This is a genomic window from Aestuariivirga sp. (genome assembly GCF_965227715.1).
In the GTDB taxonomy this organism is placed as follows: domain Bacteria; phylum Pseudomonadota; class Alphaproteobacteria; order Rhizobiales; family Aestuariivirgaceae; genus Aestuariivirga.
Window position 1 is genome coordinate 3,677,538 of record NZ_OZ245771.1, and the last position, 16,079, is coordinate 3,693,616.

Genomic DNA, 16,079 nt, shown 5'->3' on the forward strand with positions numbered 1-16,079 from the left:
ATAGGCCGCCAAGGGGCGGTTGTGTATCCCCTCGCGTCAAATTTAAGCGCCAAGGTGAAGGCGGAGCGTTAATGGCCAGGCTGCCCCGCACACCCGCCAGGGCATGGATTCACATTAATGGATCAAGTGGTTAACTGAATATTTACCAAACTCGTTAACGATTGGTCAGGGAAATCCCGTGCCGTTTTCATGGCCTTTTCATGATCGGGTGGGGTTTCGGTTCGATTTGGAAAGACGAGAAGCACATGAAGCCGGGCATTCCCTGGAGCGTCAAGGGCGTGGAACCCGAGGCCCGCGAGGCGGCGAAGCTTGCTGCGCGCCGGTCCGGAATGACGCTGGGTGAGTGGTTAAATAGCGTGATTTTCGACCAGAGCGAGCATAGTCTGGGCTCGTCTCCTCTCGCTGATTCGAACGCTTGGGAAAATTTCGTGTCCTCTCCACCGCCGCCCCCAGACTCTCCGCGCCCGGAGCCCTCGCGACCTTCTTCTTCCCGTGGAGCCTCGTCCGAACGCCGGGATGATAACGCGCTCCGCCTTCAGGACATTGCCCAGCAGCTGGCAAGCCTCGCGCACCGTGAGCGCCAGTCGGCTCCCATTCCCGCGCTGGACCGCAGCCAGGCCGCCGAGCGCGAGGAATTCGAGCGCATCGTCGAGCGTATCGACGAAAATGAACGCCAGACCGTCGAGGCGCTGACGGCCGTCAACGAGCGGTTGAACCGGCTGGGCCAGCAGCTCGCCCAGATGAGCCGCTCACAGACCAGTTTTGAACGCCCGGAAGACGTGCCGGGCTATTCCGTCCTCGAATCCGCCATCCGCAACGTGGTGGAGCACATCGAGGTCAGCGAGAAGCGCACCCGCGATTCGCTCAAATCCATGCAAGAGCGGCTGGGCGAAATCGCCGGCCGCGGCAACCAGATGCCCACCGGCGAGGACATCATCCGCGCCGCGCCCATTCTCTCCAATCTCGAGTCCCGCCTGTCGGACATGCTGAACCGCATCCAGCGCTCCGAAGGTCTCGTCACCGAACGTATCGAGGGCGTGAAGGTCTCCGCCCAGCAGATGGCGAACCAGGCGCAGTCCTCGGCCGTCACCGCCGCACGGGGCGAGTTACGGGAAATGGAAACCCGCATGCTCGCCACCCTGCGTGAGGCGCAGGCAGTGGCCACCGGACCTGGCTCCGTCACCTCGGAAATCGCGCGCCTCCATGGCGATGTGGCGGGCCTCGCCAAGCGCATGGAGGACGTCAAGGCCGCCACTGCCAGTGAGCGTGACCTGCAGTCGCTGCGCGTGGCGCTCGAACAGCTGTCCACGCGCGTGGCGCAAGGGCCGGACATGCGCCCGCTGGCTGATATGGACAAGCGCCTGGGCGACATCACCTGGCGGCTGGAGCAGGCCTCCGCCAGTCAGAGCGCGCCCCAGGTCAGCGCGCTTGAACAGCGGATAGCCGAGCTCGATCACCGGCTGGCCGAAGCCATGCTGCTGCAGGGCAATCCCCATGCCACTGCCCGGCTGGAGGAGAGCATCGCCGCCGTTGGCGCCCGCGTCGCCCAGACGGAAGAGCAACTCCACCATCTCGAAACCATCGAGCAGGCCATCCGCCAGCTTTATGATTCGCTCGACCAGGCGCGCAACACCGCGGGCGAAGCCGCGGAAGAGGCCGCCCGCCGCGCGCTCGAACGCTACAAGCCGCAAGCTGCCTTCGCGGGCCCCTCGCCGGAATTGAAGGCGCTGGAAGAAGGCCTGCGCGCCATCAGGGACAGCGCCTCTGGTGCCGAGCGCCGCCACCAGGAGACGTTTGACGCCGTCCACGAGACCCTGGCCCATATCATCGAAAAAATCTCCCAGATCGAACGCGCGCCGCAGCCGGCACCGCCGCCCGTGGCCGCCCCTTCGCTCAGCGAGCGCGTTTTCGCCCAGCCTCAGCCTCAGCACCAGTATAAGGCAGAGGCCCGGCCGCAGATCTTCGAGGTGGAGGCGGAAACGCCGCCTCCGCCCGCCCCTCCGCCCCCGCTCTCTTCGGGTGATGATTTCATCGCCGCAGCCCGCCGCGCGGCTCAGGCGGCCTCCACCAAGCCCTCGGCGCTCCGGTCCGAACTTGCGGCATCCAGCGCCATTGTCGCGGAGAAGAAGGGCTTCTCGCTTCCCCTGCTGGACCGTTTCCGCAAGAAGGCGGAAGCTCCCTCTGCCACAGCTGCGGCCGCCCCTGCGGAAGCACCTGCCACCCCCACCAAGACTGGCCGCTTCGGCAACGCCCGCCGCACGGCGCTCATCACTGCGGGCCTGGCGCTGCTGGTCGCGGCCTCGATCTTCGCCTATCGCAATCTGGCCGGCCCGGAGGCGGAACAGCCCAAGCAATCGAGTCGCATCGAAGCGCCGGCCGATGCCAAGCCCCTAGGCGTCAAGCTCGCCACCACCCAGCCCGCTGTCGTGCTGGAGCCGTCTGACCCGATCGTGACGAGCTCGCTGCCGCAAGGCTCCCTGGCCAAGGTTCTGTCGGAGCCCGCTTTGCCGCGGCTGGCCTCGCCCGCACCTGAAACCGGCACGGCGGCGCTCCGCACTGCCGCCGTCAATGGCGATGCGCGCGCCCAGTTCATCATCGCCGGGCGCTATCTCGAAGGCCAGGGCGTCGGCCAGGATTATGAGGCAGCCTTTTACTGGTACCAGCAATCGGCCTCGCGCGGCCTCGCCCCGGCGCAATATCGCATCGCCACGCTTTATGAGCTGGGCAAGGGCGTTCCGAAGGATGCCGCGCGCGCACTCCTCTGGTATGAACGCGCTGCGCAGAACGGCAATGTGCGGGCCATGCACAATGCCGCCGTCATCGCGGCGGGCGATCAGGCGGGCCCCACGGATTATGCCAAGGCCTTCCGCTGGTTCGAGGCCGCCGCTTCGCGCGGCTTTGCGGACAGCCAGTTCAACCTCGCCATACTGTATGAGCGCGGCCTCGGCACCGAGGCGAGCAATGCCCAGGCCTATTTCTGGTATTCACAGGCCGCCCGCCAGGGAGACCCCGATTCCGGCAAGCGCGCCGCAGTATTGGCCCGCAGCCTCGCGGACCCTGATCTCAAGGCGGTCGATGCCCGCCTCGCAAGCTGGGCGCCCGTTCCCTCGGATGACACAAGCAATGTCGTCACCGTCGTCGAGCCCGCGTGGAAGGAATCGCGCCTCAAGGCACCAGCCCGCAGCACCTTCAGCTGAGGCTTGCCTTTGCGCGCTGATGGCGGGCAAATAGCGTGATGAGTGACCAGCGCGTCAGCGCCCGCATTCCAGCTTCTGCCCTGAGCCTGGGTCTCATGGGGCTTGTTCCCTTTGCAGCAGGGGCGCTCTCCCTTTGGGTTCCACTGCCGTTTCTCAACGCGGAGACGGGGCTGAAGCTTGTGGTGGTCTATGGCGCGATCATCCTGTCCTTCTTGGGGGGCATCCGCTGGGGAACGGCCATTGGCCCCTATGACGCCCATCGCCAGGGCCGGGAATTTTCAACAAGCGTTCTGGGGGCTCTCGCGGGGCTCGCCGCCGTCTTTCTCCCCGCCATTCCCGGCCTCACGCTTCTGATCGCCGGCTTTCTGATGCAGGGCCTGTGGGATGTGACGAGCGCGGATGCCGGCCGGCTTCCGGCGTGGTTTGGAAGGCTCCGGATGATCCTCACCGCTGGCGCCGTCGTCTCGCTCGTCGCAGCACTCGGGGCGCTGCTCCTTACCTGACGTGGGAAGCCGGAAAGCGGTGCACGGCCTTGCCGCCGAGCATCCACACATGAAAGTCGCCGAACAACCCCGCAAAGGCGTCTGACCTGACGCTGAGTGCGCCCGTGTAGCTTCCGAATGCCGGCATGATCATCCGCCGCTCATCTGCAATGAAGCAGCGGCAGCGGATGCGCTGTCCGCGTGCCTCAACCGCCGCCGCCGGGTGCAGGTGCCCGGCAATTTCGAACATACCGTCCCCAAGCGAGCTTGGCTGGTGGCGCAGCGTAATGGGGCCCAGCGCCATCTCCTCGATTATAATGCCGCCAATGTCCTTCGGCGGAGCAGGGTCATGGTTCCCGGTAATCCAGATCGTGTCCGCGGAGGATGTGATGGCGCGCAGCAGCGCAAGGTCGCTCTGGTCGATGCGCTCGCGCGCGCCGCCGTCATGAAAACTGTCTCCTAGAAAAATCAGCCGCTCCGGCCTTGCCTCGATCATCGCCGCGCGAAGCTGCAACAGGGATTCGCGCGTGTCGTAAGGCGGCAGGTGCACGCCGCGCCGCGCCAGGCTCGTGCCCTTTTCCAAATGCAGGTCGGCAACCAGCAGCGCCTTCATCTCGGGCGCGAAGAGGGCTCCTGACAGGTCAGGAATGAAATCCATGCCGCCGAGGCTGATGCGCTGCGACCTAGACAAGCCGCATGGCCTCATCGATGAGTTCGTTCGCGGCTTCGGCGAGAAGGGCATCACGGCCTTCGCCGTAAACTGATTCGCGCCCGATATCCAAGAGGATGGGAACCGACAGCGGAGACACGGTCTCCAGCGCCTTGTGCACGATCTGCCCCTTGATCCGCCGCAGCATGTTGCCAAGCCGCCAGGCGTCGATCAACCCTTCCGCAGCGTCGTCCCAGGCGGCGCGCAGCAGAATGTGGTCCGGCTGGTGGGTGCGCAGCACGTCGTAAATGAGGTCGGTGTTCACCGTCATCTGGCGCGTAGTCTTCTCCTTGCCCGGTTGCCGCCGCTCGATCAGCCCGGCGATGATCGCCGCATTGCGGAAGGTGCGCTTCATCAGGGCAGACTCGGCCATCCAGGCTTCCAGGTCATCGCCCATCATGTCTTCGTCGAACAGCCGCCCGAGCGAAATCCGCCCTGCCGAAATGGCAAGGGACAGGTCCCGAACCATCCAAACCACCAGCGCATATTCGGATGCGACGAAGCCCAAGGGCTGCATTCCGGCGCGTTCGAGCCGCCGCGTCAGCAGCATGCCGAGCGTCTGGTGCGCCAGGCGCCCCTCGAAGGGGTAACACACCATGTAATGCTTGTCGGCGCGCGGGAATGTCTCCACCAGCATTTCGCCCGCTTGTGGAACGATGGAGCGGAAGCGCTGCAGGGAAAGCCAGCCCTTGACCTGCGGTGGAAGCTCCTGCCAGGCGGCGGGGTCGGCGATCATCTGCCGAACCCGCTCCGCCAGATAGGTCGAAAGCGGAAATTTCCCGCCCTGGTAGGACGGCACCATCGGCTCCCGGTCACTGGAGCGTGAGGCAAGTGCGCCGAATTCGTCGAGGCCCTCGAAACGCAGCACTTCACCAGCGAAAATGAAGGTCTTCCCGATCGTCAGCTGGCTGATGAACCACTCTTCAACCTCGCCTAGAACCCGCCCGCCCACGATCACGCGCTTTCCCAGCCGCCGTTTGGCATGGGCCAGCCGCACCTTCAGCATCTCGTCCTCAACGATCGTTCCCATGTTGAGGCGATACGCCATGGCAAGGCTCGGGTGCGAAAGCCGCAGCGTTCCATCGGCCGGCCGCTTCAGCTTGGCATAGCGTTCATAGGCTTTCAGTGCATAGCCGCCGGTCGCCACAAAATCCACGGCCTTGTCGAAATCCTCCCGGGTCAGGTTGCGGTAGGTCCAGGCGCTTGAAACCTCCGTATACAGATCATCGGCCAGAAAGGGCCCCGCGCAGGCCCGTCCCAGAATGTGCTGCGCCAGCACATCGAGCTTCAGCACCATGGGATATTCCGTGTCCTGCGCATTCTCCTCCGCCGCCCTCAATGCGGCCTGGCATTCCAGCACTTCAAAGCGGTTGGAGGGCACCAGCAAGGCCTCCGATGGCATATCCAGCCGGTGGTTCGACCGCCCGATCCGCTGCAACAGCCGGCTCGATCCCTTGGGTGCGCCCACATGCACCACAAGGTCCACGTCACCCCAGTCGATGCCCAGTTCCAGGGTCGAGGTACAGACGACGGCCCGCAACCGGCCTTCGCCCATGGCCGCCTCCACCTTCCGCCGCTGCGCCACATCAAGCGAGCCATGGTGAAGTGCGATCGGCAGATTGTCGTCATTGGCCTCCCACAAAGTCTGGAAGATCGCTTCGGCCTGAGACCTGGTGTTGACGAAGACCAGCGTCATCTTCGCCTTGCGGATCTCGTCATAGATCTCAGGAATCGCATAGAGCGAGGAATGCCCCGCCCACGGCACCCGCTCGACGGAGGAGAGGATGCGGATATGGGGCCTGGCCCCCGGCTGCCCCATCACCAGTGGAGCAGGCGCCGCCCCTGATGGCACCAGCCACGCCCGCAGCGCATCAGGGTCGGCGACGGTTGCGGACAGCCCGATGCGGATCGCGTCGGGCGCATGGGCCTTAAGCCTCGTCAGCGCCAGGGACAAGAGCACGCCGCGCTTCGAGGTGACGATTGAATGCAGCTCATCGAGGATCACCGTGCGCAGGTTCCGCAGCATGTGGCCGGCATGGGGGTCCGCCACCAGCAGCGACACCTGCTCAGGCGTGGTGATCAGAATGTCCGGCGGCTTCTGCCGCTGACGCAGGCGTTTGGAATGCGGCGTGTCGCCCGTCCTGGTTTCCACATTCACGGGAAGCCCCATCTCCTTCACCGGCGCCTCAAGGTTCCGTTCGATGTCGACGGCGAGCGCCTTCAGCGGAGAGATGTAGAGCGTGTGAATGCCCTCGCCAGAGCCCTTTTCGGTAATCTCGATCAGGCTCGGCAGGAAGCCCGCCAAGGTCTTGCCGCCACCTGTGGGCGAGATCAGCAGCACGCTCTCGCGCGCCTGGGCATGGGCCAGCACGCCCAGCTGGTGGGCGCGCGGCGCCCAGCCACGGGCCGAAAACCAGTCGAGGAAGCGTTGCGGCAGGCTCATATCGCCCTCAGCTTGACTTGGGACGGCGGCGGACGCAACAGCAGCCCATGTCTTCCGCCCTCCACACCCCGGTGACGCACCGTTCGGTTCTGGCCGTCGCCGTGCCGATCATGCTCTCCAACGTCTCGGAGCCCTTGATCGGTGTTGTCAACACTGCCGTCATCGGCCAGCTGAAGGAGCCCTACTATATCGGCGCCATTGCCGTGGGGGCATTGATCTTCTCCTTCATCTTCTGGGGCTTCGGCTTTCTGCGTTTGTCCACCGGCGGCCTCTCGGCCCAGGCGCTGGGGGCAGGGGACAAGCCGGAACTCGTCGCCGTTCTCATCCGTGCGCTGATGATCGGGCTTGCAGCGGGGTTGGGCCTCGTGCTGCTCTCACCCTTGATCCGCGAGGCCGCCTTCAACCTCATCGGCGGCTCGGCGGACGTCCGCGCCCACGGCGAGACCTATTTCAATTACCGCATCTGGTCCGCCCCGGCGGCGCTGTCCAACTATTGCATCATGGGCTGGTTCATCGGCCAGTCGCGCGCCAAGCTCGCCTTTTTGGTGCAGCTTGCCCTCAACCTTTCGAACATGGCGCTCTCCGCCCTTTTCGTGCTGGGCCTCGGCATGACGTCGGATGGCGTGGGCCTCGCCGCCCTCATCTCCGAATGGGCCGCCGTCACCTTGGCTTTGGTGCTGGCCGGTGTCATCCTCCGCAGCATGGGCGCGCACATTTCCTGGCCGCGCATTCTGGACCCGTTCCGCATCCGCCGCACGCTTCTGATGAACGGCGATGTAATGATCCGCACCCTCTGCCTGGTCTTCGCCTTCACCTTCTTCACCGCGCGTGGCGCTCGCGCCGGTGATGTGATCATTGCCGCCAATGCCGTGCTCCTCAACCTGTTCGAGGTGTCCGCCTATCTGATTGACGGGTTCGCCTATGCGTCCGAAGCCCTCGTCGGCCAGTCAGTGGGCGCCAGGGACAGGCAGCGCTTCCGCACTGCCGTCCGCCTCACCAGCATCTGGGCCATGGTGGTGGGCGTCATCTGCTCCCTCGTCATCTGGTTCGCAGGGCCCGCCATTATCGCCCTGATGACGGTGAGCCCCGAGGTGCAGCAAACTGCCAGCACCTATCTCCCCTGGGTGGCGGTGTCGCCCGTGCTTGGGGTCGTCTGCTTCCAGTTCGACGGCATCTTCACCGGCGCCATGGCCACGAAGGACATGCGCAACATGATGATCGTGTCCTTGGGCATCTTCCTTCTGGCATGGTGGCTGCTCGAAAGGCCTTTCGGCAACCACGGCCTGTGGGCGGCGCTGGACATCTTCTTCATCGCGCGCGGCCTCACCTTCGCGAGCCGCATGCCGTCGCTGGAGCGGCGGGCGTTTGGGTAGTCCTTCACAATGTCAATCAGCAGCAGGCACGAGGCTGATGATTAGCACAATTTAGGAATAAAGTCAAGAAATATCTGTGGAAGGTTCAGTCCTTCAAGGGCACCGTATAGTTCAGCGGCATGCGTCCGCCATCGACGTAAATCGTCTCGCCCGTCACATAGCTTGCATCGTCGGACACGAGAAACGCCGCAATCGAGGCCACTTCCGAAGGCTCGCCCACGCGGCCCAGCGGGGTGCGGGACATGGCCCGGTTCAGCGCCGCCTTGTCGGCCAGCACACCCTTCGCCATGTCGGTGTTGATGGTGCCGGGCCCGATCGCATTGACGCGAATGCCATGGGGGGCGAGCGCCAGCGAGGTTGCCCGCGTCAGCTGGGAAACGCCGCCCTTCGAAATGCAGTAGGTCACGATGCCGGGAATGGCGAGCGTATCGTTGACGGAAGACATGTTGACGATTGCCCCCGGCTTCCGCCCCGCCCCGGCTTGCTTCACCATCAAACGCGCGCAGGCCTGAAGCATCAGGAAAGAGCCCTTGAGGTTGATGCCGATCACCCGGTCGAAATCCGCTTCCGAGATATCGAGGAAGTCGCCACCCACTGCAATTCCAGCATTGTTGACGAGAATGTCGACTGCACCATGCTTCGCCGCCACGGCGGAGACCAGCGCCGTGACCTCGGCCGCGCGGGAGACGTCGCAATGCAGATAGCTGGCGCCGATCTCCTTGGCTGCGGCTTCGCCCTCCTGGTCCAGCACGTCGGAAATCACCACGGTGGCGCCGTCCTTGGCGAGGCGTTCGGCGATGGCGAGCCCGATGCCGCGGGCAGCTCCGGTGACGATGGCAATGCGGTCGTTCAGTCTCACGTCAGGTTACTCCTCGGTTCAATGTCAGAATTGGTCGGCCGGCCTCACCGCGCGCGCAAAGATGGCGATGATAAGTGCTGCGGCGACGGTGAGGAAGAGGGCGAAGGTCAGGTTCGTCACCTGCGCCACGAAGCCGATGAGCGGCGGGCCTGATAGAAACCCCGTGTAGCCCAGCGTCGTCACCGCCGCGATGCCGCGGCCCGGTGCCGTGGGCTCCAGCCTGCCGCCCCCTGCAAACAGCACGGGCGCGATATTGCCGATGCCGAGCCCCGCGAAGGTGAAGGCAAGGATCGCCAGTGCCGGGGAAGGTGCCACCAATGCAAGTCCCGTCCCAAGCGCCGTCAGCAAGGCGCTCAGGAACACCATGCGCGCCGCACCCATGCGCAGCCGGATCCAGTCCCCCGTGAAGCGGGCGAGCGCCATGCCGCCCTGGTAGAAGGCAAAGCCCAGCGCCGCGACGCCTGCGTCCACCAGGAAGTTCTCGCGCATGAGAATGGCGGACCAGTCGATGATCGAGCCTTCGATCATCAAGGCGAGGAAGCAGAGAAGCCCCAAGCCGATGGTGGCTCGGGTGGGCCAAGCGAAATGCGAGCCGGACAATCCCTTGTCCGCATGGCCCGGCAGGAGGAAGGGCGTTGCCCCCAGCAGGATCGCGAGGCAGAGTAGCGCCATCATCACGGCCTGCTGCCACTCGCCATAGGTCTCGAGCAGAAAGGCGCCCAGAAAGGTGCCGATGGTGCAGCCGATGCTGTAGCTGCCATGCAGCATGGACATCACCGGCCGTCCCAGCGCCTTCTCCACCGCGATGCCATGGGCGTTCATCGAAACATCCATGCTGCCGATCGCCATTCCCATCACAAAGCCGCCCGCCACGAAGAGCGGCAAGCTGGGTGCCAGCACCGGGCCGAGGAAGGCAAAGCACAAGAGGATGCCCATTGCGGTGGTCATCGCGGCGCTGCCGAAGCGGTTGATTAGCACGCCCGCCGTGGGCATGGCGCAGACGGCGCCGCCAGCAATGGCCAGCAGTGCCAGGCCGAAGACGCCGGGGCCGACGTCAAGCCGCTCCTTGGCCAGCGGCACATGGGGAACCCATGCCCCGATTAGCAGGCCCATCAGCAGGAATGTGGCAGCCACCGCCCATCGGGCGCGGGCCGGATCGGCAGTTCGCATTGAGGTCGCTTCGTTTGTTGCGCTGCATCCCTAGCCGATTGCGGCAGAGCCCGCCACACGGCATTCTCCCTTGCATAACCACAATGACAAAAGCTCAAGGGAGGACCCGCCCATGACGACGGCAGCCGAAGAGACCATCCCCTTCACCCCGCGCCCGCCGGCGGTCAAGATCAACAGCATCGGCTTTGGCGATGTGTGGTCCTCGCTGGCCAGTGGCTGGCGCGATTTTCTGGCGGCCCCGCTCATTGGCCTGTTCTTCGGCGGCATCTATGCGGCAGGGGGTATTGCGATCTTTCTGCTGCTCAAGGTCTATCACGAACCCTGGTGGATCATCCCCATCGCGGTGGGCTTTCCGCTGGTGGGACCTTTCGTGGCGGTGGGGCTTTACGAAACCAGCCGGAGGCTGGCCGCGGGCGAGCCGCTGCGCTTCGGCGAAATCCTCACCGTGGTTCTGGCGCAGCGCAAGCGGCAGGTGGCGTGGATGGCCTTCGTCGTGCTCTTCATCTTCTGGATGTGGCTCTATGAGGTGAGGATGCTGCTGGCCATCTTCCTCGGCTTCAAGTCCTTCTCCAGCATCGAGGCTTTCCTGCAGGTGATAACGGGCACGCCGGAAGGATTGGGCTTTCTCGCCGTCGGCACAGGGGTTGGCGCCATCGTTTCCTTCGTGCTGTTCTGCACGACAGTCATTGCCATCCCGCTGCTGCTCGAGCGCGAGCTTGATCTGATCACCGCCATCATCATGAGCTTCAAGGCGGTGTTCCAGAACCTCGCCCCCATGCTCATGTTCGGTGTGATCGTCGTGGCCCTCACCTTCGCGGCCTTCGTGCCGATGTTCCTGGGCCTTCTCGTGGTGCTGCCGGTGCTGGGCCACGCGACGTGGCACCTTTACAAGAAGGTGGTGGCGCCCGAAGCCTAAGTCCCAATTCCTTTCGCGGCGAGGCCTGCGCGGATTTCATCAAGGATCGCGGGATCGTCGATGGTGGCGGGCGTCTTGAACTCCTCCGCATCGGCGATCTTGCGCATCGTGGCGCGCAGGATTTTTCCAGAGCGGGTCTTCGGCAGGCGCGGCACCACCACCACGGTCTTCAGTGCCGCCACGGCGCCGATCTTCTCGCGGATGCGCTTCACGCATTCGGCTTCGATCTCGGCTGCGGGCCGCGCGACGCCGGATTTCAGCACCACGAATCCGACGGGCACCTGGCCCTTGAGCTGGTCGGCAATGCCGATCACCGCCGTCTCCGCCACATTGGGGTGGCCGGCGAGCACTTCCTCCATGCCACCTGTTGAAAGGCGGTGGCCGGCAACGTTGATGATGTCGTCGGTGCGGGCCATGATGTAGAGATAGCCTTCCTCATCCATGAAGCCCGCATCGGCCGTCTCATAGTAACCAGGAAAATGCGAGAGGTAACTTTTGCGGAAGCGCTCGTCATTGTTCCACAGCGTGGGAAGCGAGGAGGGCGGCAAGGGCAGCTTCACGCAAATGGCGCCCAGCGTTCCGCGCGGTACTTCGTGGCCCCCTTCGTCCAGCACCTGAATGTCATAGCCCGGCATCGCCACGGTGGGTGAGCCGTGCTTCACCGGCAGCATCCCCAGTCCCACCGGATTGGCGGCAATCGACCAGCCGGTTTCCGTCTGCCACCAATGGTCAACCACCGGCACCTTCAGCATGTCTTCAGCCCATTTCACCGTGTCGGGGTCGGCGCGCTCGCCCGCGAGGAAGAGAGTGCGGAATGATTTCAGATCATATTTGCGGATGAAATGGCCCTCCGGGTCTTCCTTCTTGATGGCGCGGAAGGCCGTGGGTGCGGTGAACAGGGCGGCAACGCCATATTCCGCGATGATGCGCCAGAAGGTGCCAGGGTCGGGCGTTCCCACGGGCTTGCCCTCGAAGACGATGGTGGTGGCACCCTGCAGCAGCGGCGCATAGACGATGTAGGAGTGGCCCACGACCCAGCCCACATCGGAAGCTGCCCAGTAAACCTCCCCCGGCTTAATGTCATAGATATTTTCCATGGACCATTTGAGGGCCACCATGTGGCCGCCATTGTCCCGGACCACGCCCTTGGGCTGGCCCGTGGTGCCGGATGTGTAGAGAATGTAGAGCGGGTCCGTGGCCTTCACGCTCACGCACTCCGCCTTGCGGCCGAAGCCCTTGGCCACATGCATGATGCCGGTCCAGTCATGATCGCGGCCCGTCTTCAGTTCCGCCGTGACCTGCTCGCGCTGGAAAACGACGCAGGCCTCAACCTTGTGGGCGGCAATCTCCAAAGCCTGGTCGATCAAGGGCTTGTAGGCGATGATCCGGCCCGGCTCGATACCGCAGGAGGCGGTCAGGATCGCCTTGGGCTTTGCATCATTGATGCGGGTTGCGAGTTCCGGCGGGGCGAAGCCGCCGAAGACGACGGAATGAACCGCCCCAATCCTGGCGCAGGCCAGCATGCCGAACAGCGCCTGCGGGATCATCGGCATATAGAGGATGACGCGGTCACCCTTGCGCACCCCCAGATCCTCCAGGGCCGCGGCCAGTGTCGAGACCTCGTCGAGCAGCTGATTATAGGTGTATTTGGCCTTCTGGCCGGTGATCGGGCTGTCATAGATGACGGCGAGGCGCTCCCCATGGCCCGCCTTCACATGGCGGTCGACGGCGTTCCAGCAGGTGTTGCACTCCGCGCCCACAAACCAGCGGTCGAGCCCGTCCACCTTGGCGTAGACGTCCGTCCAGGGGGCGATCCAGTCGATGCCCCTGGCGGCCTCGGCCCAGAAGCCCTGGGGGTCGTTTTTCCAGCTCGCGTAAGTCTCGTGATAGCGGCTCATGGGGCAGGCCTCTCGGTTCGGGGAATCCGGTGGAGGTTATCGTCACCCCCGCTGCCTTCTGGCAAGGGCCAGCCGCTCGTCTTTTGGTAGGGGCGGGGGCCTGTCTTTGCAGCCGAAGGGCGAGGACCTGACTGACACGAAGCAGAAAACCTTTCTTAAACCCATAGTAGTATTGATTTCCGAAAATGGGGTAGAGAGGGTTGATGCGATTTTGGACACTGCTGTGGCTTAGCCTGAAGGCGCAGGCATTGATCATTTACCTTGCGGCAGGTTGGTTGCTGGTTCAAATGAGCCTGGCCCTCCTCTACCCGAAGATGAACACCATACCGGCCTTGGACGTGGCAATCGCCGTCATCTCGACACTGATGATCTTGCTGTTGGCACTGGTCTGTCAGCAGTTCGCCGTCATGGCGATTCATCAACGGCCCAAGCGCCCGATTCAGCAGCTCTTGCGCAATCTACGAACGCTGTTGACGAATGAACGGGTCATGACCCTTGGCCTTCCGGCCTTCCTCAGCCTGATGATCTTCATCATCGCCTTCTCAAACATCAAAGCCAACATCCCGGTGCTGGCGCCGTTCACCTGGGACCGGACGCTCGATCACTTTGACATGGTGCTGCATTTCGGCCGCCGCCCATGGGAGTGGCTGCAGCCGGTGCTTGGTCACTGGCCGGTCACCCTGGTCATCGGTTTCGGCTATGGCCTGTGGTTCGTGGTCATGTTTGGGGTGTGGGTTTACTACGCTTTCCTCACGCCCCCTGGGGTTCAGCGGACGCGGTTCTTCCTGGCCTTCATCCTGGTGTGGGGGATTGGTGGCAACATCCTCGCCATTGCGTTTTCATCCGCCGGTCCCTGCTTCTTCGGCGCAGGCCACCTCAATTTCGCGCCGGACCCCTATGCACCGCTCCTCAGCTATCTTCGATCAGCCAACGAGACCGTTCCGATCTGGGCCTTGCCCCTTCAGGAGGGCTTGTGGAAACTTTACCTCGCTGGCTCTCCGGATGGCAGCCTCTCGGCCATGCCAAGCGTTCACAATGCAACCGCGCTGCTCTTCGCGCTCGCCAGCACGGGCTGGCCACGCTGGGTGCGGGCGTTTTTGTGGGGCTTCGTGGCCGTGATCTTCCTCGGCTCGGTTCACCTCGGCTGGCATTATGCGGTTGATGGTTATGTGGGCTGGGCGGTGACGCTGGCCGTCTGGTTCATCAGCGGCAAATTGGCGAAACGCTGGGAGGATACCCAGGCGGCGCGGCACTTCCGGCGCCTCTGGCAGGAGCAGGGGGCACCGCTCTCCGTCTAAAGTCCGGCTTCGCTTTGACGCTGCGATGGAGTGGGTTAGAACCAGTTCCGGAATAGACACAGGGTGCCACGCGATGTCCGCCTACGAAACCGATCTCGACAAGAATGCCGCCAATTACCAGCCGCTGACACCGCTCACCTTCCTGGCGAGATCAGCCGCCGTCTATCCGGACCAGGTGGCAATCATCCACGGCCGCCAGCGCACGAGCTATGCGCAGTTCTATGCACGCTCCCGCCAGCTTGCCTCCGCCCTTGCCAAGGCCGGGATCGGGAAGGGGGATACGGTTTCGGTCCTCCTCGCCAACACCCCCGCCATGCTCGAGTGCCATTACGGCGTGCCGATGACGGGCGGCGTTCTCAACACGCTGAACACCAGGCTCGACGCCGCGACGATTGCCTTCTCGCTCACTCATGCAGACGCCAAGATCCTGATCGTCGACAAGGAATTCTCCAAGCTCGGCCGCGAAGCCCTGGCGCTGATGGAGGGCGCGCGCCCGATCGTCATCGATTATGCCGACTCTGAATTTCCCATCGCAGGCGACGGCGTCGGCGCCATCGACTACGAGCAATTCCTCGGCAGCGGCGATGCCGCGTTCGAATGGCTGTGGCCCGCGGATGAGTGGGAAGCGATCTCTCTCAATTATACGTCGGGCACCACGGGGAACCCCAAGGGCGTGGTCTATCACCACCGCGGCGCCTATCTTCTGGCGCAGGGCAATGTGCTGACAGCCTCAATGCCGAAGCATCCTGTCTATCTTTGGACGCTGCCCATGTTCCATTGCAATGGCTGGTGCTTTCCGTGGTCGATTTCGGTGGTGGGCGGCACTCATGTCACGCTGAGATCGGTGCGCTCCAAGCTGATCTGGGAGGCGCTGGCCGAACACAAGGTCACCCATCTCTGCGGGGCGCCCATCGTGATGTCGACCATCCTCAATGCGCCGGAGGAGGAGAAGATACCGCTGACCCGCAAGGTCGAATTCTTCACCGCCGCCGCACCGCCGCCTGAGGCCGTGCTCGCCGCCATGTCGGAACAGGGTTTCAACGTCACGCATCTCTATGGGCTTACCGAAACCTATGGCCCGGCCGTCGTCAATGACTGGAAGCAGGATTGGGATTTGCTGGACGGCTCCGCCCGGGCCGCCAAGAAGGCGCGGCAGGGCGTGCGCTACCACGCGCTTGAGGATCTGACGGTGATGGACCCCGAGACGATGGAGCGCGTGCCGGCGGATGGCGAGACCATGGGCGAGGTCATGTTCCGCGGCAACATCGTGATGAAGGGCTATCTCAAAAACCCGAAAGCTTCGGCGGAAGCCTTCGGCGGCGGATGGTTCCATTCGGGCGATCTGGGCGTGCTCCATGCCGATGGTTACATTCAGCTGAAAGACCGCTCGAAGGACATCATCATATCGGGTGGCGAGAATATCTCCTCGATCGAGGTGGAGGACGTTCTCTACAAGCACCCGGCCGTGCAGGCTGCGGCGGTGGTGGCCAAGCCCGATGACAAATGGGGCGAAACGCCCTGCGCCTTCATCGAGCTGCGGCCGGGCAAGTCCGCCACCATCGAGGAAATCATCATCTGGTGCCGGCAAGGCATGGCGCATTACAAGGCGCCGCGGCATGTGGTGTTCACGGAACTGCCGAAGACCAGCACGGGCAAGATCCAGAAGTTCAAGCTCAGGGATTTGGCGAAGGGGGTTTGATAAGGCCTCTGTTTCCCTTCTCCCGTTGCGGTACG

The 16,079-nt window shown here is 63.8% G+C and carries 11 protein-coding genes; 6 read left to right on the forward strand and 5 right to left on the reverse strand.

The features are described from left to right. Positions 1 to 245 precede the first annotated feature (245 nt). Complete coding sequence (locus tag ACO06F_RS17330; RefSeq protein ID WP_421693979.1) at positions 246 to 3,197, forward strand: hypothetical protein; 2,952 nt, start codon at positions 246 to 248, stop codon at positions 3,195 to 3,197. 38 nt (positions 3,198 to 3,235) lie between these two features. Next, positions 3,236 to 3,700 carry a DUF3429 domain-containing protein gene (locus ACO06F_RS17335; RefSeq protein WP_421693980.1) on the forward strand — a complete coding sequence of 155 codons (465 nt, stop codon included), beginning with the start codon at positions 3,236 to 3,238 and terminating at the stop codon, positions 3,698 to 3,700. On the opposite strand, the gene pdeM is transcribed toward ACO06F_RS17335, so the two are convergent. Continuing rightward, positions 3,693 to 4,370 carry a ligase-associated DNA damage response endonuclease PdeM gene (gene pdeM / locus ACO06F_RS17340; protein ID WP_421693981.1) on the reverse strand — a complete coding sequence of 226 codons (678 nt, stop codon included), beginning with the start codon at positions 4,368 to 4,370 and terminating at the stop codon, positions 3,693 to 3,695. The two genes, ACO06F_RS17335 and pdeM, sit on opposite strands and share 8 nt — an antisense overlap. Beyond that, a complete protein-coding gene (locus ACO06F_RS17345) occupies positions 4,363 to 6,831 on the reverse strand; it encodes a ligase-associated DNA damage response DEXH box helicase (RefSeq protein ID WP_421693982.1) in 2,469 nt (822 codons plus the stop codon). Before ACO06F_RS17345 ends, pdeM begins: the two co-directional genes overlap by 8 nt. Before the next feature lie 47 nt (positions 6,832 to 6,878). Between ACO06F_RS17345 and ACO06F_RS17350 the strand changes: the two genes are divergently transcribed. Next, positions 6,879 to 8,204 (forward strand): MATE family efflux transporter, encoded by a 1,326-nt coding sequence (locus tag ACO06F_RS17350; protein ID WP_421693983.1) that lies wholly within the window; start codon positions 6,879 to 6,881, stop codon positions 8,202 to 8,204. 85 nt (positions 8,205 to 8,289) lie between these two features. Here the strand turns inward: ACO06F_RS17350 and ACO06F_RS17355 are convergent, their stop codons facing one another. Further along, on the reverse strand, positions 8,290 to 9,063 hold the full coding sequence (locus tag ACO06F_RS17355; RefSeq protein ID WP_421693984.1) for an SDR family NAD(P)-dependent oxidoreductase: 774 nt from the start codon (positions 9,061 to 9,063) through the stop codon (positions 8,290 to 8,292). Positions 9,064 to 9,087: 24 nt separating this feature from the next. Next, positions 9,088 to 10,233, reverse strand: coding sequence for an MFS transporter (locus ACO06F_RS17360; RefSeq protein WP_421693985.1), 1,146 nt, complete (start codon positions 10,231 to 10,233; stop codon positions 9,088 to 9,090). Positions 10,234 to 10,345: 112 nt separating this feature from the next. On the opposite strand from ACO06F_RS17360, the gene ACO06F_RS17365 reads away from it, so the two are divergent. Further along, positions 10,346 to 11,149: a DUF2189 domain-containing protein gene (locus tag ACO06F_RS17365; protein WP_421693986.1), complete on the forward strand. Its 804-nt coding sequence runs from the start codon at positions 10,346 to 10,348 to the stop codon at positions 11,147 to 11,149. Here the strand turns inward: ACO06F_RS17365 and ACO06F_RS17370 are convergent. Then, positions 11,146 to 13,047 carry a propionyl-CoA synthetase gene (locus ACO06F_RS17370; protein ID WP_421693987.1) on the reverse strand — a complete coding sequence of 634 codons (1,902 nt, stop codon included), beginning with the start codon at positions 13,045 to 13,047 and terminating at the stop codon, positions 11,146 to 11,148. The two genes, ACO06F_RS17365 and ACO06F_RS17370, sit on opposite strands and share 4 nt — an antisense overlap. Positions 13,048 to 13,250: 203 nt before the next feature. Here ACO06F_RS17370 and ACO06F_RS17375 point away from each other — a divergent pair, with 203 nt between their 5' ends. After that, complete coding sequence (locus ACO06F_RS17375; RefSeq protein WP_421693988.1) at positions 13,251 to 14,345, forward strand: phosphatase PAP2 family protein; 1,095 nt, start codon at positions 13,251 to 13,253, stop codon at positions 14,343 to 14,345. 73 nt (positions 14,346 to 14,418) lie between these two features. Beyond that, positions 14,419 to 16,044 carry an acyl-CoA synthetase gene (locus tag ACO06F_RS17380; protein WP_421693989.1) on the forward strand — a complete coding sequence of 542 codons (1,626 nt, stop codon included), beginning with the start codon at positions 14,419 to 14,421 and terminating at the stop codon, positions 16,042 to 16,044. The last annotated feature ends 35 nt before the right edge of the window (positions 16,045 to 16,079 follow it).